This is a genomic window from Nocardia sp. SSK8 (assembly GCF_037034205.1).
Taxonomy (GTDB): Bacteria; Actinomycetota; Actinomycetes; order Mycobacteriales; family Mycobacteriaceae; genus Nocardia.
On record NZ_JBAGKD010000006.1, the window covers coordinates 55,326 to 73,986 of the forward strand.

The following is an 18,661-nucleotide window of genomic DNA, read 5'->3' on the forward strand; positions in this document are numbered from 1 at the left end:
GTCGACCATAGCCGCCGGGGGCGCGGCCAAGTACGCTCGGAGCCATCATGGCCACGTATTTCGATCCGAAGTCCTGGTCACTGTCGGGCGCCGTCGACCTGGGCAGACGCCTGCTCGACCCGTCGTGGATCGACCAGTGGCTCGGCTTCACCACGTCCTGGGCGGATCCGGTCGCCGACCTGGGTTCCGGCACCGTCACCGCGCTCATGCCCGATGTGCTGATCACCGTGCTCAGCGAGGGAATCCTCAGCCGTTTCGGCGGCCAGGAGGTCACCGCGACACTGCTCGGACACGAACTCACCGCCACCCTGGACGTGCTCAAGGTGCGCAGGCGCGGCGCGCACTTCCAGTCCAAGACCGTGCTCTCCGACCTGGTCTGGGACGCGCACCCGTTCGAGACGGTGACCGTGATCGCGCACGGCGTCCGGCTCATTCCCGGCGTACCCACCAAGGTCCGGGTGCAACAGCTCGACATCGAGGGCACCATCGAGATCGGCGCGCTGCTGGAATGGGTGGACGCCCAGGACCTGGAATGGCGGATCCGGCTCGACGAGCAGGGCCGCATCGCCGCCAGCCATCGCACCCGCAAGATGACCGCCGTGGTCGACGCGCAGGTCTACGACAACCTGCTCACCATCGATATCCGCAAGGCCAGCTGGCACGGCATCCGCCTGCCGCGCCGCGCGGTACAGGCGCCCGCGCTGCTGCTCGACGACCTGCCCAACCGGGCCAGTATCTCCTACGCGCACCGGCGCGGGGACGTGGTGAAGTTCCGCATCGAGCTGCCCGAGACCACCGGCTCGTTCGACCTGGCGCAAATGCGCTCGGCCATCATCGCCGGGACCGAACTGATCGTGTTCTGATCAGCTCGGGGTTCAGTTCTGCTGGGACCACCATTCCCGCAGGGCCGCTTCGGCTTCCTCGCGGGTCATCGGGCCGCGGTCCAGGCGCAGGTCCTTGAGGTACTTCCACGCCTTGCCGACCTGCGGACCGGGCTCGAGGCCGAGCAGTTCCATGATCGCGTTGCCGTCCAGGTCCGGGCGCACGCGGGCGAGGTCTTCCTGCTCGCGCAGCTTGGCGATGCGTTCCTCTAGCTCGTCGTAGGTGGAACGCAGGGCGGCCGCGCGGCGCTTGTTGCGGGTGGTGCAGTCGGCGCGGACCAGTTTGTGCAAGCGATCGAGCAGGTCGTCGGCGTCGGTGACATAGCGGCGCACCGCCGAATCGGTCCACTGGCCCTTGCCGTAGCCGTGGAAGCGCAGGTGCAGGAACACCAGGCGGGCAACCTCTTCGGTGAACGCCTTCGGGTATTTCAGCGCGCGCATGCGCTTGCGCACCATCTTGGCGCCGACCACCTCGTGATGGTGGAAGCTCACGCCGCCGCCCGGCTCGTTGCGCTTGGTGTCGGGCTTGCCGATGTCGTGCAGCAGGGCCGCCCAGCGCAGGACCAGGTCGGGGTCGCCCTCCTCCTGGTCGATGGCCTGGGCCAGCACGGTCAGCGAGTGCTGGTAGACGTCCTTGTGCTGGTGGTGCTCGTCGATCTCGAGCTTCATCGCGGGCACCTCGGGCAGCACGCGCTGGGCCAGACCCGTGTCGCACATCAGGTTGATGCCGTCGATCGGGTGGTCGGCGCCGATGAGTTTGTCCAGCTCGGTGCGGACGCGCTCGGCGGTGATGCGGTCGATCTGCTCGGCCATCTCCACGATGGCTGCGCGCACGCGCGGGGCCACCTCGAAACCCAGTTGGGCGACGAAGCGGGCGGCGCGCAGCATGCGCAGTGGGTCGTCGTCGAACGAATCCTGGGGCAGCGCCGGGGTATCGAGCACGCCGTCGAGCAGGGCGTCGAGGCCGTTCAGCGGGTCGACGAACTCGAGCGAGCCGTCGGCGGCGATCTTCACGGCCATCGCGTTGACGGTGAAATCGCGGCGCACCAAGTCGCCCTCGAGGGTGTCGCCGAAGGTGACCTCGGGATTGCGCGAGACGCGGTCGTAGGTGTCGGCGCGGAAGGTGGTGATCTCGAGCTGCTGGTCGTCCTTGGCCGCCGAGACGGTGCCGAAGGCCAGGCCACCGGTGTCCCACAGGTGATCGGCCCAGCCGCGCATCATCTCCTGGACGAGCTCGGGGCGGGCGTCGGTGGTGAAGTCCAGGTCGTTGCCCAGCCTGCCGAGCACCGCGTCACGGACGCTGCCGCCGACGAGGTACAGCGAGTGCCCCCGCTCGGCGAACATCGCCCCCAACGGATTCAGCACGTCCGAGAGCCTGCCCAACGTCACCGCCGCACCGGCCAGCAAACGGGCACGGCGATCCGCCACAGCATCAGGGACAACGTCGGGGGACACCACGAACAGAAAGCTTACTGTCCCGCCACAACCACATTCCCAGCCCCGCACCCGCGCCCCCGAGGAGCGCCCGCGCACAGCCCCGTCCGCCACCACGACACCACCGACAAACAACAAGCCCGAACCACACACCAACCACCCCGAAGAAAACCGCCATGACCGCACTCCCAACCCCGCACCCGCGACCCCGAGGAGCGGCGGCGCGCAGCGCCGGTCGCGGCCGGGTCGCCGGTCAGCGCTCGAAGCGCATGCGCCGCAGGCGCGAGTCTCGAGCGCTGACCGGCGGCCCTTAGGGGCCGCGACTCGAGCGCGCCAGCGCTCCAACAACACAGCTAAGCTTGCTTGGTGTCTCCTCCGGCCGATCGCGCGAACAGTCGACGCCGCCAGCCGCGGCGCCGCGGGTCGGCGGGCAATGGCGGTAAGCCGCGCATGCGTACGGTGCGCGAGACCTCGGCGGGCGGACTCGTCGTCGACGGGCTCGACGGGCCCCGTGAGCTGCGCTGCGCCGCGCTGATCGGGCGTACCGACCGGCGCGGACGGCTGCTGTGGTCGCTGCCCAAAGGCCATATCGAACAGGGCGAGACCTCCGAGCAGACCGCCATGCGCGAGGTCGCCGAGGAGACCGGGATCAACGGCGAGGTGGTCGCCGAACTGGGCAGTATCGATTACTGGTTCGTGACCGAGGGCAGACGGGTACACAAGACCGTGCACCATTTCCTGCTGCGCTCGCTCGGCGGTGAACTCTCCGATGCCGACGTGGAAGTCACCCAGGTTGCGTGGGTCCCGTTGAGCGAGTTGGATTCCCGATTGGCCTACGCCGACGAACGGCGGCTGGCCGAAGTGGCGAACCGATTGATCGACCGGATGGAGACCGGCAAGCGATGACGGGTGGACTGTTCCGGCTGATCACGGCGGTCCTGACCATCCTTGGTTCGGTATCGCTGCTCCCTGCGGCCGCGCACGGCCAGGTCAGCGGGTCGATGCCGCAGTTCCTCAAGCTGACCCTGGACGCGGTGGCGCCGGGCACGGTCACCACCACCAGCGACTCGATCCTCACCGTCTCGGGCACGGTCACCAATATCGGCGACCGCGATGTCGACGACGTGAGCGTGCGGATCCAGCGCGCCGCGCCGGTGAGCTCACCGAGCGGGCTGCGCAGCGCGCTGCGGCTGGATCAGGTGAACTACGAGGTCACCGGGCCGTTCCAGGATGTGGCCGAGCGGTTGAGCCCCGGCCAGCGCAAGCAGTTCTCGGTGCGGATCGCGCTGCGGGCGGGCGGCGACGGCGCCTCGCTCGGGCTGACCGATCCGGGCGTGTATCCGCTGCTGCTCAATGTCAACGGCGAGCCCGCCTACGGCACCCAGGCCCGCCTCGACGACGCCCGGTTCCTGCTGCCGGTGCTCGGCCTGCCGCCGGTCGGCACCGCGACCAGCGGACCGGAGTCCGAGCCGGTCGCCGCGCCGCCGGAGGCCTCGCCGGTGGCGACCACGCTGCTGTGGCCGCTGGCCGACCGTCCGCGCATGGTGGCGGGCAGGCCCGGCTCGGTGCACGGGCAGGTGGAACTGCTCGACGACGAGCTGGCGGTGTCGCTGGGCAAGGGCGGACGGCTCGAACAGCTGGTCGCGGCCCTGGAGACGGTGGCGCCCAAACCTGGAAAGGACAAAGGGGTCGGGAGCGCGGTGTGCATCGCCATCGACCCCGACCTGGTCTCCACCGTGCAGACCATGACGCGCGGCTACCGCGTGCTGGCCAGCCCCTCCGACCCCGGCGGCGCGACCAGGGAGGGCACCGGCGCGGCCAACGCGCAGGCCTGGCTGGACCGGTTGCGGGCGCTGGCGTCGTCGATGTGCACGGTGGCGTTGCCGTACGCGCAGGTCGACCTGTCGGCGCTGGCCGCGGTGAACGATCCGGGACTCTCGGCGCGCGCGCTGCTCGCCCCGGCCGATGTGGTCGACGCGATCCTGGGCACCCGCTCGGTGCGCGGAGTCGGCCTGCCCGACGCGGGCAGCATCGACGACCCCGCCGGGCAGCTGCTGCGCGGACACGGCTACACCACCGCGGTGCTGGCGGGTACGGCGGTGACCACCGACGGCCTGCCCGTCGACGCCGAGGACACGCTCACCTCGGCCCCGGCCGAACAGACGCCGGACATGGTGGTCGGCGGCGAGCATGCCGTGCCGGACCTGGTGCGGGTGCCGACGGTGAGCACCGAACCGCCCGCGACCACCGGCTCCGCGACCACCGACCCCGCGGCGGCCGCGCCACCGGTGGACCCGGCCCTGCATGTGGCGACCTATGACATCTGGACCGCGACCGCGCTGGCCGCCGTCGGCTCCAATCCGCCGACGCCGTCGTTCACCCCGGCCAAGGTGCGCTTCGACGTCACCTACGACTCGCGCACCGCCCGATTGCAGGACGCGCTCGGCGCGCTGGCCTGGACCTCGCTCAACCCCTCGCCCGAGCGCTCGCGCTCGCAGCTGTTGGTGCCGCCGCAGCAGTGGGGCGCCAACAAGGAAGAGGGCGTGGCGCTCCTCGAGCAGGTCGAGCTGATGACGCGCAACAATCTCACCAGCCTGCGCCCGTTCACCGAGCTACTGAACCAGGCGCCCGACCCGCGCCCGTTCACCCTCGACTATCTGCCGCGCGCGGCCCAGGACGCGGTGCCCGAGCACTTCCTCGCGCCGGTGCGCGATCAGGGCGCGCGGGTCACCGAGCTGATGCGCGCGCTGGTTGAGCTGCCCGAGGCCGAGCTCACCCCGCACGCGTTCATGACACCGGTCCGCGAGGACCTGCTGCGCGCGCTGAGCCTGTCCGACCGCAGGGCCGACAACACCACGCTGGCCGATCAATACGCCCAGCGGCGGGTGGAACAGGCCACCGAGGAACTGGACACCATGTTCGCCTCGGTCTCGGTGCTGCCGCCGGGCGGGGCGTACACGCTGGCCTCCGAGCAGAGCCCGTTGCTGCTGGTGGCGCGCAATGAACTGCCGGTCGCCATCCGGGTGATGTTCCGGATCGAGGCGCCCGCCGAGACGAACATCACCGATATCGGCGAACAGCTGCTTCCGCCGTCCGGGACGCGGTCGTTCCAGATCCCGACCGAGGTGAGCGACAGCCGTAAGCTGGTCATTCCGATCGCCCTTACCACTCCGGACGGGATCGCGCTAGGCGAGGCGACCTCGGTGTCGGTGCGCTCGAATGCCTACGGCCAGGCCTTGGCCATAATTACCGCATGTGCCGGAATATTGCTGCTGCTGTTGGCCGGGCGCCGACTGCTGCGGCGCTTCCGCGGACAACCCGACCCCGCCGACGAAGGGTTCACCCCCGAGACGGTGGAGCGGGCCGGGCGGCTGCGCCGGGCGCGGCAACGCCTGCAAGGGCAGTGAACGCCCGCGCCTGACGCGGCGGCGGGGCACCATGGCAGAGAAAGAACGGACAGTGGCACGGGTGAGCGAAACGCTCATCGGACCGGCGGGATCCGCGGGTCGCGCCGGGTACAGGAGGCATGATGGGCGACGATGAATCCGCTCATCGGCACGATCACGACGACCGACGCGACGACCCGCAGGCCCCCCGCCGCGCGGCCGCCGCGCCCTGGGAGCGTGGCATGACCGGCGGCGACCACGACAGCACCGTGCCCCCCGTCGACCACCCCGCCGACCGCCGCACACCCCCCACCAACGGCCCCCACCCCGCCCACCCCGGCGCGGGCCAGCGCCCCGGCACACCCCCGAGCGAGAACCACCGCGCCGAACAGCCCCCCGTCGGCCGCCGCCCAGCCGACCCGGGCACCCCCCACCGCCCCCCGGGCTCGCCCGCACCGGGCGCCAACCCGCCCCCCTCCGGGTACCGCGCTCCCGCCGACCTCCACGCCCCGCAACAGCGGGCCGACCACCGCCCCGGCTTCGCCGCGCCCGCACCCCCCGATGACTTCCGGCCCGCTTCCACCGACCCAGGCGCGGCCCGAACTCCCGGCGGATACCGCCCGAACTCCCTCGATCCCGACCGTCCACCCGCCGGACCAGGCAGCTTCGCCGACCCCAGCGCGTCGTCGCAGGCCGGTGCGGCCGGACGAGGAACGCCCCAGCCACCGGCTGGGTACAGGCCGGATTCCGCTGACCCTGCCGCACTGCGAGCGCCCCGCGGATACGGCTCGGGTCCCGCCGACCCCGCCGCACCTCAGGCACCCCGCGGATACCGCCCGGGAGCCGCCGACCCCGGCGCCCCGCAGCCGCCGTCGGCCTACCGCAATCTCCCCAACGGGGATGCGCGTCGTCAGCCGGGCCCCGCGAACCGCTCCGGCGAGATGCCCCGCGTCCCCGGCCCACCGTCGGGGGAGTTCCCCCAGCAGCGCCCAGCGCCCGGCCGCCCGGGCATGCCACCGCAGTACGGGCCCGGCGATCCCCACCGCCCCGGCGCCCCCGACCAAGGCGGCCGCCCCGGCGCAGCCCCCAACCGACCACCGCACCGCCCGGGCGAGCCGGACCCCGGCCGCCCCGGCTACCCCGACCGCTCGGGTGCCCCGCCACAGGGTCGCGGACCCGCACGCCCGCTCGGCCTGCCCTCGGGTGAGTTCCCGCAGCAGCAGCGGCCGGACTCGCGGGTGTTGCCCGGCGAGCCCAGGCAGCGGCATGAGGCGCGGGGTCTGCCCGCGGAGCCGCGGCCGCCTGTGGCGCGCGGTGCGCAGTCGGGTGAGATGCCGCGGCAGCGGCCGGGTGACGTGCCTCCTCGGGGTGCCCAGTCGGGGGCGATTCCCCGGCAGCAGCGGCCCGATGTGGACGCGGGCCGGGCGCGTGGCGAGCACGCGGGGCCCGATCGGCGTCCGCCCGCGAAGGTGGAACCGCCTCGGGGGCGGCGGACTGTGCCGCCTCCTTCCTATCCGGGGATGCCGGGTACGCCCGCCGGTGCCGAGGCCGAGCGGCCCCGGCAGGGGATGCGCAAGCCGGTCGAGGACAACGCCTCCGCCAAGACGCAGCGGATCGCGCGGCCCGCGAAGGTGCAAACGACGCCGGACAAGCCGGAGACCGCGCAGAGCGCCAATGCCAAGCTGCTCAAGGATTCCGGGTCGATCGCCGTCGCGACGCTGATCAGCCGGATCACCGGGTTCGCCAAGCAACTGTTGCTGCTGACCGTGCTCGGCCCGGCCATCGCCTCGGCCTTCACCTCGGCCAACCTGATCCCGAACATGATCGCCGAGCTGGTGCTGGGCGCCGTGCTCACCGCGATCGTGGTGCCCACGCTCATCCGCGCCGAGCAGGAGGACGCCGACAACGGCGCCGCCTTCGTGCGCAGGCTGGTGACGGCCGCGTTCACCGTGCTCTTCGCCGCCACCGTGCTGACCATGGCCGCGACCCCGATCCTGGCCACCCATGTGTTCGTCGCCGCCGACGGCAAGGTGAACACCGAGCTCACCACCGCGCTCACCTATCTGCTGGTGCCCGCGATCCTCTTCTACGGCATGTCCGCGCTGTTCACGGCCATCCTCAACACCAGACAGGCGTTCAAACCCGGCGCCTGGGCGCCGGTGCTGAACAACCTCGTGGTGCTGGTGGTGCTGGCCGTCTACGCGCTGACCCCGGGCGAGATCAGCCTCGACCCGGTCAAGATGGGCGACCCGAAACTGCTGGTCCTCGGCATCGGCATCACCGCCGGTGTCGCCACCCAGGCGCTGAGCCTGCTGCCCGCCATCCGCCGCCACGGCATCAATCTGCGACCGCTGTGGGGCGTCGACGCGCGCCTCAAGCAGTTCGGCAAGATGGGCGGCGCGATCATCCTGTACGTCCTGATCAGCCAGGTCGGCCTGGTGGTGGCCAACCACATCGCCTCCTCGGCCGACGAGGCGGGCCCGGCGATCTTCCAGAACGCCTGGCTGCTGCTGCAGCTGCCCTATGGCGTGCTCGGCGTGACCCTGCTGACCGCGATCATGCCGCGCCTGAGCCGCAACGCGGCCGCCGACGACACCCCGGCCGTGGTCGACGACCTCTCGGTCGCCACCCGCCTGACCATGATCGCCCTGATCCCGGTGGTCACCTTCCTGACCCTGGCGGGCCCGCAGGTCGGCGAGGCGCTCTACGGCTACGCCCGCTTCGCCGGCGACGCCGAACGCCTCGGCGCGGCCGTGAGCTGGTCGGCCTTCTCGCTCATCCCGTACTCGCTGGTGCTGATCCACCTGCGCGTGTTCTACGCCCGCGAACAGGCCTGGACGCCGACCTGGATCATCCTCGGCATCACCGCCGTGAAGATCGTGTTCTCGGCGCTGGCCCCGATCCTGGCCCGCGACAGCGACGACGTGGTGATCATCCTCGGCGTCGCCACCGGCCTCGGTTTCACCGCGGGCGCGGTGATCGGCGGCATGCTGCTGCACCGCAGCCTGGGCGATCTGCGAATGGCCAATGTCGGCCGCACGGTGACCCGGGTGCTGCTGGCCTCGGTGGCCGGTGGCGCGGTGATGCTCATCGTCGACACCGTGACGAGGATGGATCAGCTCGGCGGCGGCCTCGCCGCGCTGCTGCGGGTCTCGGTCGGCGCGCTGGTGATGTTCACGGTGGCCTTCGCGCTCATGCGCCTGGCCGGGATTCCCGAGGTCGTGGCCATCACCGTGGCCATCTCGCGCAGGCTCGGCATCACCCCGCCCGCGCCCGATCTCGGCCTGGACGACACCCCGTCCGACGACATCTACGCGACCACCGTCCTGCGCAGGCCCGACACCTACGGCTTCCCGTCCTACGAGCATTCGATGGACACCCAGACCATGGTGTTGCCCATCATCCGGCCGGGTGCTGTTGACATCACCGGTCAGGCGCAGTTCCCGTACGCTGTTCGGCAGACCGATACGGGTGGCGAATTCGCCATAACCTCGAAAGATCAGCTCGAAGGAGGACCGAGGGTGAGCGATGACGCGGTGGGCGGCGACCCGGCCGCTGATTCTGCGGCGCGCGCAGCGGGAGGAATGTCCACCGATGTCGATTCCGCCGCGTCCGATGCCACGGGATCCGACCACGCCGACACGCCCGACGAGGCCGAATCGCCGCATAACAACTCGGCGAGTCCCCAGGCCATCCCCCCGCACGACCCGACCCACGACACCGGCATGCTGCCGATCCCGGTTCCGCCCGCCGATGCCCGGCGCGCGCAGCGGGGACCCAAGCTCATGCCGGGCGCGTCCGTCGCGGGCGGTCGCTACCGGCTGCTGGCGGGCCACGGCGGTGCCCGCGGCCTGAAGTTCTGGCAGGCCCTCGACATCAAACTCGACCGCGAGGTCGCCCTCACCTTCGTCGACGCCGATCAGAAGTCCGGCGAGAACTCCGGCCAGGACGGCCCGCAGGCCATCCTGTCGCGCACGCTGCGCCTGGGCCGGATCAACTCGCCCGGCCTGGCCCGGGTGCTCGACGTGGTCCGCGGCAGCTCCGGCGGCATCGTCGTGGCGGAGTGGACCCCCGGTCGCTCGCTGCGGGAGATGGCCGAGACGGTGCCCTCGCCGATCGGCGCCGCCCGCGCCATCCGCGCGCTGGCCTCGGCGGCCGAGCTGGCCCATCGCGGCGGCGGCTCGCTCTCGATCGACCACCCCGACCGCATCCGCATCAGCGCCTCCGGTGACGCCGTGCTCGCCTTCCCCGGCACGCTCGGCGATTCCGACGCCCAGGCCGACGTGCGCGGACTCGGCGCCATGCTCTACGCCCTGATCACCGCGCGCTGGCCGATCCGGGTCGGCGGGGTCACCGGCACCGCGGCCACCATCGGCGGCCTGCGGCTGGCCGATTTCGGCCCCGACGGCACCCCGGTCGAGCCGCGGCAGATCCGGCCCGAGGTGCCCTTCGAGATCTCCGCGGTCGCGGTGCGCTCGCTGGAGTCCAACAAGGGCGTGCGGACCGCGGCCACCGTGCAGCACGTGCTCGAGCAGGCCTCGGTGGTCGACCAGAAGACAGATTTCATCCCGGTGCTGCGGCTGGGGCAGCGGGCGGTGGCCTCCGGCCCCGATTCGCTGGCCGATCCGGAACTGCTCGCCGCCGAGCGGGAACGCTCGAAACGGATGATGTGGATCATGGTCGGCCTCGGCGTGCTGGCCGCGCTGGTCGTCGGCATCCTGATCTGGTGGATGGTGAGTATCTTCGCGCCCGGCGCGTCGGACAAGCCGCTGGACCAGCAGATCAATATCGGGCTCACCTCGAGCGTGCCGCCGCCCGCCGCGGCGCCTGCCGCCGAGGAGAAGGACGAGCCCAAGCCCGCGGCGGGTGTGCCGGTGCCGATCGCGGGCGCGGCGGTGTTCTCCCCGGAGGGCACCCCCGACGGCGCGGCCTCGGCGGGCGCGGTGCTGGATCAGAACCCCACCACGCTGTGGCGCACCGACCAGTACTTCCAGCAGTTCCCGGCGCTCAAGAAGGGCGTCGGCCTGCTGGCCACCCTGCCCACCCCGGCCAAGCTCACCAATGTCTCGATCACCTCGCCCAGCGCGGGAAGCACCGTCGAGATCCGCACCTCGCCGACCGAGACGCCCACGCTCGACCAGACCCAGCTGATCGGCTCGGCCCAGCTCGGTGACGGGGTCACCGATATCGCCGTGGAAACCGACCAGGCTGCTCGTTTCGTGCTCGTATGGATCACCGGACTGGCGAATTCGGGGGGTCAGTTCCAGACCGCCATCGCCGACATCCGCTTCGACGCCGCGCCCTGATCGCGCGCCGCGTTTCCCGCCGTCACCGCCATCTGTGCAGGTAAGCGCATGTTTCCAAATCGAGAGCCCGCGGTAATCGAACAGCGGTCCGGTTGGTGCGCGATTGTTATCGGCGATATGATCACCACCGCGCTCCCGTAGGGAGCTACCCAGGATCTGTCGACGTCGATCCTGGACGTTGCGTGTAGTCAGGTGATGGTTCGGCCTCGTTCGCCGACGTGAAGTCGCCGTAATGAGCGCTGTCCAAGGGGTCAGGTGTTGTCGCCGGAAGTCAACGAGCAAGTCCGCGGGGGGAGAACGCGGTCGATCGCGCCCGGCGATCGCTCGTTCCTCGAGAACAGCAGTGACAAGCAGCTGCTGGCCGCGCATGTGGCCGGTGCGCCACCACACGCCTTCGCCGAGCTGCTGCGCAGGCACAAGGACCATCTCTGGCAGACCGCGCTGCGCACCTCCTACAGCCGCGAGGACGCCGCCGACTCACTCCAGGACGCCCTGCTCTCCGCGCACCGCACCGCGGGCTCGTTCCGCGCCGAGGCCGAGGTGCGCAGCTGGCTGCACGCCATCGTCGTCAACGCCTGCCTGGACCGGATCCGGCGCAACAAGACCCGCCGCGCCTTCTCCATCACCCCCGACACCATGCCCGAGGCCGTCGAGCCGCGCGACGAGTTCGCCGAGTACGAGCTGTCCACGGTGGTCGCCGAGGCACTGTTCACCCTGCCCGAGGACCAGCGGCTGGCGCTGGTGATGACCGAGATGGAAGGCCGCAGTGTGGCCGAGACCGCCGCGGCGCTCGGCGTGGCGGAGGGCACGATCAAGAGCAGATGCTCCCGAGCGCGCGTACGTTTGCAAGAACGTTTGGAATTTTTCCGGGATCCAGGGAACCGGATCTAGTCGGGATGCGTCATTAACAGTGACGAACAAGTCAGCGATGTAAATCCTGCGATCCGATATCGACAGAACAGGGGAGGTGCGAGGGTGGCCCGATCCGTGCCGCAGCCGCCGTTCCCGTCGGAACTGCTGGCCGATCTCCATGCCGACAATCTCGCTCCCGAACTCCGCGAGCAACTGTGGCCCCAGGTCAGCACCGACCCCGACGCGCTGCGCTACCTGAACGACCTGGACGAGGTGAACGCGCACCTGCGCGCCCTGGGCTCCGACGACCGGGTGTTACACCGCATGCCCGACGACGTGGCCGACCGCATGTTCCGCTTCGTCGCCGAGCTCGACGCGGGGGAGGGCCCCACCGAACGGCTCACCGCCGCACTCGCCGCCGAACCAGACGACGGTCCGACCGAGCGGCTCACCACCGCCGGGCCGAGTCCGGCGCCACAACCGGCACCGCCCGAGGCCCCCGTCTCGCTGGCGCAGTATCGATCCCGCTCCCGGCGCCGGATGGGTCTGCTGGCCGCCGCTGCCGCCGTGGTGGTCGCGGTGGGCGGAGCGGGCGCGGTGTTCAGCACCCTGGACACCACCGACGGCACCCCCACCGCCGCACCGGCCCCCGATCCGGCCGGTGACGAACTCACCACCGCCGCCGCGCTCAGCGCGCTCGGCAAACGCGATGTGCGCGGCCCGCTGGCCGACGAGGCGGCGCTGACCCGCTGTGTCCAGGCCAACGGGATCGATCGCGGGGTGCTCGGTGCGTCGAGCATCACCTTCCGTGGTGGCGAGGCGGTGCTGGTGCTGGTGCAGGGTCCGGCCGCGCCCACCATTACCGCGCTGGTCGTCGGCCCGGGCTGTGGTACCGGCGCGCCCGAGCGGCTGGCCGTGCGCGACATCGGCTGATCCGGCGGGTCGCGGGAGCCCCGTCGCGCCGGGAACAACACCGTTTAGGCTGTTGTTGACCGACACGTCCCCAGCTCGTCTTTCGGAAGGCCCCCATGAGCACGCCAGTTCGCGACCTGATCATCGTCGGATCGGGCCCCGCCGGCTACACGGCCGCCGTCTACGCCGCCCGCGCCGAACTGGCGCCCCTGGTGTTCGAGGGCACCCAGTTCGGTGGCGCCCTGATGACCACCACCGAGGTGGAGAACTTCCCCGGCTTCCGCGAGGGCATCATGGGCCCCGACCTGATGGAGCAGATGCGTGAACAGGCCAAGCGTTTCGGCGCCGACCTGCGCACCGAGGACGTCGACGCGATCGACCTGTCCGGCCCGATCAAGAAGGTCACCGTGGGGGAGGAGACCTTCGAGGCCTACGCCGTCATCCTCGCGATGGGTTCGGCCGCACGCTATCTGAACGTCCCGGGCGAGCAGGATCTGCTCGGCCGCGGCGTGAGCGCCTGCGCCACCTGCGACGGCTTCTTCTTCAAGGGCCAGGACATCGTGGTGGTCGGCGGCGGTGACTCCGCGATGGAGGAGGCGACCTTCCTCACCAAGTTCGCGTCGAGCGTCACCGTGGTGCACCGCCGCGAGGAGTTCCGCGCCTCGCGGATCATGCTCGAGCGTGCCAAGGCCAACGAGAAGATCAAGTTCGTACTCAACGCCGAGGTCGTGAAGGTCAACGGCGAGAACAGCGTCAGCAGCCTGACCCTGCGCGACACCCGCACCGGCGAGGAGTCCGAGCTCGCCGCCACCGGCCTGTTCGTCGCCATCGGCCACGACCCGCGCAGCGAACTGGTCAAGGGCCAGGTCACGCTGGACGCGGAAGGCTATGTGCAGGTGCGCGATCCGGGTACCGCCACCGATGTGGCCGGTGTCTTCGCCGCGGGCGACCTGGTCGACCACACCTACCGGCAGGCGATCACCGCCGCGGGCACCGGCTGCCGCGCCGCGATCGACGCCGAGCGCTGGCTCGCCGAGCAGGGTGACATCACCGCGAACACCCTCGCCAACGCCGACGGCTCGGCAAACTAGTTCCACCCCCAGCAAGGAGAACCCCATGGCCGACAGCGCCAACACCATCACCGTGACCGACCAGTCCTTCGCCGACGATGTGCTGCTCAGCGAAAAGCCGGTCCTGGTGGACTTCTGGGCCGACTGGTGCGGCCCGTGCAAGATGGTCGCCCCCGTGCTGGAGGAGATCGCGGGCACCCACGCCGAGAAGCTGACGATCGCCAAGATCGACACCGAGGCCAACCCCGGCACCGCGCGCGACTACCAGATCCTGTCGTTGCCGACGATGATCCTGTTCCAGGGCGGCAAGCCGGTGAAGCAGATCGTCGGCGCCAAGGGCAAGGCGGCGCTGCTGCGCGAGCTCGAGGGCCTCATCTGAGCGCCTGACGGCATCTGACAAAAGCACCTCCTACCGGCCGACGCGCCGTAGGATGCCTGGACCCGGGGATTCCCGTTATAGTCCCCGGGTCTGAGACAATCGAGGCGACGCTCCGGCCGAAGGAAAGGGCTATCACGCATGCACCGACTTCGTCACGGCGATTCAGGACCAGCCGTCGCAGAGGTTCGGAGCACCCTCGCCAGCCTCGGTTTCCTGCATTCGCCGCACGGTGACTCCTGGAAGGACACCGACGCGGTGTTCGACCGCCCGCTCGATTCGTCGGTGCGCGCGTTCCAGCAGCAGCGCGGCCTGCTCGTCGACGGCGTGGTCGGTCCGGCCACCTATCGCGCGCTGAAGGAAGCTTCCTACCGCCTGGGTGCCCGCACGCTGATCTACCAGCTGTCCGCCCCGCTCTACGGTGACGACGTGGCCACCCTGCAGCGCAAGCTGCAGGACCTCGGCTTCTACGTCTACCGGGTCGACGGCTATTTCGGCCCGCACACCCACGAGGGGCTCAGCGCCTTCCAGCGCGAGATCGGCCTGTCCGCCGACGGCATCTGCGGGCCCGACACGCTGCGCTCGCTGGATCTGCTCGGCGCGCGCGTCACCGGCGGCAACCCGCACCGCATCGCCGAGGAAGAGGTGGTGCACCGGGCGGGGCCGCAGCTCACCGGCAAGCGGATCGTCATCGATCCCGGATTCGGCGGCGCCGACAAGGGTTTCGCGGTGCCGACGGAGTTCGGTGATGTCTACGAGTCGGAGATCCTGTGGGATCTGGCCTCCCGGCTGGAGGGCCGGATGGCCGCCACCGGCATGGAGACCTTCCTGTCCCGGCCCTGGGGCGCCAACCCCACCGACGCCGAGCGCGCCGACACCTCCAACGCCTTCGACGCCGACCTGATGATCTCGCTGCGCTGCGCCACCAGCGACAACCCGTCCGCCAAGGGCGTGGCCGGGTTCTACTTCGGCAACTCGCACGGCTCGGTGTCGATGATCGGCCAGGTGCTGGCCGGGTTCATCCAGCGCGAGGTCGTCGCCCGCACCTCGGTGCAGGACTGCCGGACCCATCAGCGCACCTGGGATCTGCTGCGGCTCACCAAGATGCCGACCGTGCAGGTCGACCTGGGCTACCTCACCAACGAGTACGACGCCTCGGTGCTCACCAACCCGCGCATGCGCGATGTGATCGCCGAAGCCATCCTCATCTCGGTCAAGCGGCTCTACCTGCTCGGCCAAGACGACCAGCCCACCGGCACCTACACCTTCGCCGAGCTGCTCGCCGAGGAGTTGGCCGCCGCGGAAACCGGCAACGTCCCGGCCCCGCGCGTCTGACGTTCTCCGACTACGAAGAAGGGCCCCCGCGGAATTTCCCGCGGGGGCCCTTCTTTCTGATTCCTAGGATTGCCCGGTTGTCACCAGTCGCAGCTGTGCCTGGGCGAGGAGCTGGTCCAGCGCGTGCTCGACGTCTTCCTTCCAGCCGTGGTCGGAATCGAGTTCGAGCCGCAGCCGGGGGAAGCGGTGGTGCGGTGCCACCACCTCGAAGCCGACATCGGTGAGGAAATCGGCGTCGATCATGCAGGTTTCGGGCGTGCACTGGGTGGCGGCGGCCGGGTCGCGCAGCGGTGCCGCGATCCGTTCCATCAACCGCATCGACGAGCCGAGGCCGCGATCGGCCAGCGAGCTGGTCGGCGGGCCGCTGCGAATCCCGAACGCCTCCAGCGCCCGCACGCCACGACGCACCAGATCGGCCACCACGGCCTGAACCAGCCGGTGGGCTACATCGGCCTCGTCGTAGGGGAATTCGGCCTGCAGCGTGGTCAGCAGGACCGCGTCCGGGCTCACGGGGGAGGTGGGGAACAGCGACGACCGCGGCACCGCGCTCGGCGGCGAGTACAGCGCGCAACCGGCGATATTGTTGTCGACCTGCGCCACCTGGCCGCACGAGCCCCACTCGAGCATGACCGTCGAGAGCCAGGCTTCCTTTTCGAACACCGGATCACTGAAAGCGTGCGAGTCGGCCGCGACGGCCGGATCGAGCTCCCAGAACACACACCGCCGGGTGTGTGCCGGGAGCCGATCGAGTCCGTCGAGGGTCAATGCCGTGACGCTGGTCGACACTGCTCTGCTCAGCCTCCAGCTATCCGATTCGTCCACGCTCACGCCACATCACTATCCACAGTAATGCCGTCTCTCTCGTCACAGTGACGTTTCAGGGCCTGCTTGCTCCATCAGCGCCACAATGCGCTCGAGATCTTCGACGGAGCCGAACTCCACTACGATCTTGCCCTTACGCTTACCGAGGCTGACGGTGACGCGAGTGTCGTAGGAACCCGACAGCCGCTCGGCCACTTCCTGCAGACCCGGCATGTGAATCGGCTTGCGCTTCGGCGTCGGGGGAGCGACGTCCGAGGGGTTGCGGTTGGCGAGCGTCACCGCTTCTTCGGTGGCTCGCACCGATAGTCCCTCGGCGACGATCCGCGCCGCCAACACTTCCTGTGCGTCGGCTCCGGCATCCAGCCCCAGCAGCGCCCGGGCATGACCGGCCGAGAGAACTCCGGCCGCCACCCGACGCTGCACCGGAATCGGCAGCTTCAGCAGTCGAATCATATTCGTCACGACGGGTCGGGAGCGGCCGATTCGCGAAGCCAGTTCCTCATGCGTGACATCGAATTCGTCGAGCAGCTGCTGATAGGCGGCCGCCTCTTCGAGCGGGTTCAGCTGCACGCGGTGGATGTTCTCGAGCAGCGCGTCGCGCAGCATCGAGCCGTCGGCGGTGTCGCGGATGATCGCCGGGATGGTCTCCAGCCCGGCTTCCTGGCAGGCGCGCCAGCGCCGCTCGCCCATGACCAACTGGAACTTGTCGACACCCGGATCGACGCGCCGCACCACGATCGGCTGCATGAGCCCGAACTCGCGGATGGAGTGCACCAGCTCGGCCAGCGCCTCTTCCTCGAAGACCGTGCGCGGCTGCTTCGGGTTCGGCACGATCTGGTCGGCCGGGATCTCGCGGTAGACGGCGTCGCCGGGGGAGACCAGCTCGGCCTCCGGCTCGGTGGCGGCCTCCGGCTCCGGTTCGGCATCCGGGACGCGATGCAGGAATGCCTCCGCGGGCTGCGGACCGATCGGGTTGATGCCGATCACGCTCGCCGCGGCACTGCTGAGCCCCGGCGTCGAGGCCGGACCCGTCGGGATCAGTGCGGCCAACCCGCGACCGAGACCGCCCTTTTTCGCCTGACTCATCGGCTACCGATCCCTTCCTCGTTCCAACACAACTACGACGCGTCTTGCGCGAGCTGAGCGCGGCTCGCCAATTCGCGACCCGCGTCCATGTAGCTCATGGCGCCGCGAGAACCCGGATCGTAATCGAGCACGGTCATCCCGTAGCCCGGCGCCTCCGAAACCTTCACACTGCGCGGGATCATCGACTTCAGCACCACGTCGCCGAAGTGGTTGCGCACCTCTTCGGCGACCTGGTCGGCCAGCTTGGTGCGGCCGTCGTACATGGTGAGCAGCACGGTCGACACGTGGAGTTCGGGGTTGAGATGCGACTGCACCAGCCCGATATTGCGGAGCAACTGGCCGACACCCTCCAGCGCGTAGTACTCGCACTGGATCGGGATCAGCACCTCCTTGGCCGCCACGAGCGCGTTGACGGTGAGCAGGCCGAGGGAGGGCGGGCAGTCGATCAGGACGTAATCGATGTCGTAGCCAGCGATGGCCGCCTCGTGGATCGCCGTCTTCAACCGGCCCTCGCGGGCGACCATCGACACCAGTTCGATCTCGGCACCGGCGAGGTCGATGGTGGCGGGCACACACAGCAGCCGCTCACTGTGCGGGCTCTGCTGGATCGCGTCCTTGACCTTCACCTCACCGATCAGCAACTCGTAACTGGACGGCACACCGGAGTGGTGCGCGACGCCCAGCGCCGTACTCGCGTTGCCCTGCGGATCGAGATCGACGACGAGGACCGTCATGCCCTGATGCGCTAGCGCAGCGGCGAGATTGACCGTCGTCGTCGTCTTACCGACGCCGCCCTTCTGGTTGGCGATGGTGATGATCCGTTGCTCGCGGGGTTTCGGCACAGTGACCTTTCCTGGATGCAGAATCTGGCTGGCGCGTTGCGCTTCCGCCGCGATCGGGGTCTCGGCCGGGGAGATGTTCCCGAAAGGAGTGTTCCCGAACGTCTCCGCGTCGAAGCTGCTGGAATCCAGCATCCCCGGGACCCGCGACGCTGTTTCCCGTGAAACATTCGCCGGACCGCTCGACATAGACAGCTCCTAACCCGAGAAACTTCAGATCACGAACCCGACCGAGCGTCGGCGCCGTGTCATCACAAACGTTCGGCGCGGCATCGTCCACATCACCGTGGGGCAGACGCTCACGCCCGACTGTGAACAGCTTGCCAGCACTACGACAGTTAGGAAAGCTGAATCGCGGCACG

At 70.0% G+C, this 18,661-nt stretch carries 13 protein-coding genes; 9 read left to right on the forward strand and 4 right to left on the reverse strand.

Translation table 11 applies throughout. From position 1 onward, the window contains the following. Window positions 1–47: 47 nt before the first annotated feature. Window positions 48–863, forward strand: a complete 816-nt coding sequence (locus WA675_RS13415) for a hypothetical protein (protein ID WP_336084591.1) — start codon at window positions 48–50, stop codon at window positions 861–863. Window positions 864–875: 12 nt separating this feature from the next. Here WA675_RS13415 and WA675_RS13420 read toward each other — a convergent pair whose 3' ends face one another. Then, window positions 876–2,309, reverse strand: coding sequence for a CCA tRNA nucleotidyltransferase (locus tag WA675_RS13420; protein ID WP_336084592.1), 1,434 nt, complete (start codon window positions 2,307–2,309; stop codon window positions 876–878). Window positions 2,310–2,765: 456 nt separating this feature from the next. Here WA675_RS13420 and WA675_RS13425 point away from each other — a divergent pair, with 456 nt between their 5' ends. The 8 genes from WA675_RS13425 to WA675_RS13460 all read left to right on the forward strand — a co-directional run bounded on the left by WA675_RS13425 (window position 2,766) and on the right by WA675_RS13460 (window position 15,552). Then, entirely contained in the window at window positions 2,766–3,221 is a 456-nt protein-coding gene (locus tag WA675_RS13425) for an NUDIX hydrolase (protein ID WP_336084593.1), read from the forward strand. After that, window positions 3,218–5,722 carry a DUF6049 family protein gene (locus tag WA675_RS13430; RefSeq protein WP_336084594.1) on the forward strand — a complete coding sequence of 835 codons (2,505 nt, stop codon included), beginning with the start codon at window positions 3,218–3,220 and terminating at the stop codon, window positions 5,720–5,722. The genes WA675_RS13425 and WA675_RS13430 overlap by 4 nt, the downstream gene beginning before the upstream one ends. A 1,499-nt stretch (window positions 5,723–7,221) precedes the next feature. Then, a complete protein-coding gene (locus tag WA675_RS13435) occupies window positions 7,222–11,007 on the forward strand; it encodes a murein biosynthesis integral membrane protein MurJ (protein WP_336084595.1) in 3,786 nt (1,261 codons plus the stop codon). A gap of 306 nt (window positions 11,008–11,313) precedes the next feature. After that, the gene (gene sigM, locus WA675_RS13440; RefSeq protein WP_336084946.1) at window positions 11,314–11,898 is read left to right on the forward strand and encodes an RNA polymerase sigma factor SigM; all 585 of its coding nucleotides are present in this window, start codon (window positions 11,314–11,316) and stop codon (window positions 11,896–11,898) included. Between the two features lie 84 nt (window positions 11,899–11,982). Next, complete coding sequence (locus tag WA675_RS13445; RefSeq protein WP_336084596.1) at window positions 11,983–12,792, forward strand: hypothetical protein; 810 nt, start codon at window positions 11,983–11,985, stop codon at window positions 12,790–12,792. 95 nt (window positions 12,793–12,887) lie between these two features. Further along, window positions 12,888–13,862: a thioredoxin-disulfide reductase gene (trxB, locus tag WA675_RS13450; protein ID WP_336084597.1), complete on the forward strand. Its 975-nt coding sequence runs from the start codon at window positions 12,888–12,890 to the stop codon at window positions 13,860–13,862. A gap of 25 nt (window positions 13,863–13,887) precedes the next feature. Next, the gene (gene trxA / locus WA675_RS13455) at window positions 13,888–14,220 is read left to right on the forward strand and encodes a thioredoxin (protein ID WP_336084598.1); all 333 of its coding nucleotides are present in this window, start codon (window positions 13,888–13,890) and stop codon (window positions 14,218–14,220) included. A gap of 138 nt (window positions 14,221–14,358) precedes the next feature. Beyond that, window positions 14,359–15,552 (forward strand): N-acetylmuramoyl-L-alanine amidase, encoded by a 1,194-nt coding sequence (locus WA675_RS13460; RefSeq protein ID WP_336084599.1) that lies wholly within the window; start codon window positions 14,359–14,361, stop codon window positions 15,550–15,552. Between the two features lie 63 nt (window positions 15,553–15,615). Here the strand turns inward: WA675_RS13460 and WA675_RS13465 are convergent, their stop codons facing one another. From WA675_RS13465 to WA675_RS13475, 3 genes are all read right to left on the reverse strand, one after another. Continuing rightward, window positions 15,616–16,338: a GNAT family N-acetyltransferase gene (locus WA675_RS13465; protein ID WP_336084600.1), complete on the reverse strand. Its 723-nt coding sequence runs from the start codon at window positions 16,336–16,338 to the stop codon at window positions 15,616–15,618. A 78-nt stretch (window positions 16,339–16,416) separates the two neighbouring features. Then, window positions 16,417–17,460 carry a ParB/RepB/Spo0J family partition protein gene (locus tag WA675_RS13470; protein WP_336084601.1) on the reverse strand — a complete coding sequence of 348 codons (1,044 nt, stop codon included), beginning with the start codon at window positions 17,458–17,460 and terminating at the stop codon, window positions 16,417–16,419. Window positions 17,461–17,492: 32 nt separating this feature from the next. Beyond that, window positions 17,493–18,488 carry a ParA family protein gene (locus tag WA675_RS13475; protein ID WP_336084602.1) on the reverse strand — a complete coding sequence of 332 codons (996 nt, stop codon included), beginning with the start codon at window positions 18,486–18,488 and terminating at the stop codon, window positions 17,493–17,495. Between the last annotated feature and the right edge of the window lie 173 nt (window positions 18,489–18,661).

What these genes read in the sequence shown, in the direction of transcription:
- WA675_RS13415 (WP_336084591.1), top strand. Translation starts at nt 48, where the DNA reads ATGGCCACGTATTTCGATCCGAAGTCCTGGTCACTGTCGGGCGCCGTC.
- trxA (WP_336084598.1), top strand. Translation starts at nt 13,888, where the DNA reads ATGGCCGACAGCGCCAACACCATCACCGTGACCGACCAGTCCTTCGCC.
- WA675_RS13475 (WP_336084602.1), bottom strand. Translation starts at nt 18,488, where the DNA reads ATGTCGAGCGGTCCGGCGAATGTTTCACGGGAAACAGCGTCGCGGGTC.
- WA675_RS13435 (WP_336084595.1), top strand. Translation starts at nt 7,222, where the DNA reads ATGCCGGGTACGCCCGCCGGTGCCGAGGCCGAGCGGCCCCGGCAGGGG.
- WA675_RS13470 (WP_336084601.1), bottom strand. Translation starts at nt 17,460, where the DNA reads ATGAGTCAGGCGAAAAAGGGCGGTCTCGGTCGCGGGTTGGCCGCACTG.
- WA675_RS13460 (WP_336084599.1), top strand. Translation starts at nt 14,359, where the DNA reads ATGCACCGACTTCGTCACGGCGATTCAGGACCAGCCGTCGCAGAGGTT.
- WA675_RS13425 (WP_336084593.1), top strand. Translation starts at nt 2,766, where the DNA reads ATGCGTACGGTGCGCGAGACCTCGGCGGGCGGACTCGTCGTCGACGGG.
- WA675_RS13430 (WP_336084594.1), top strand. Translation starts at nt 3,218, where the DNA reads ATGACGGGTGGACTGTTCCGGCTGATCACGGCGGTCCTGACCATCCTT.
- trxB (WP_336084597.1), top strand. Translation starts at nt 12,888, where the DNA reads ATGAGCACGCCAGTTCGCGACCTGATCATCGTCGGATCGGGCCCCGCC.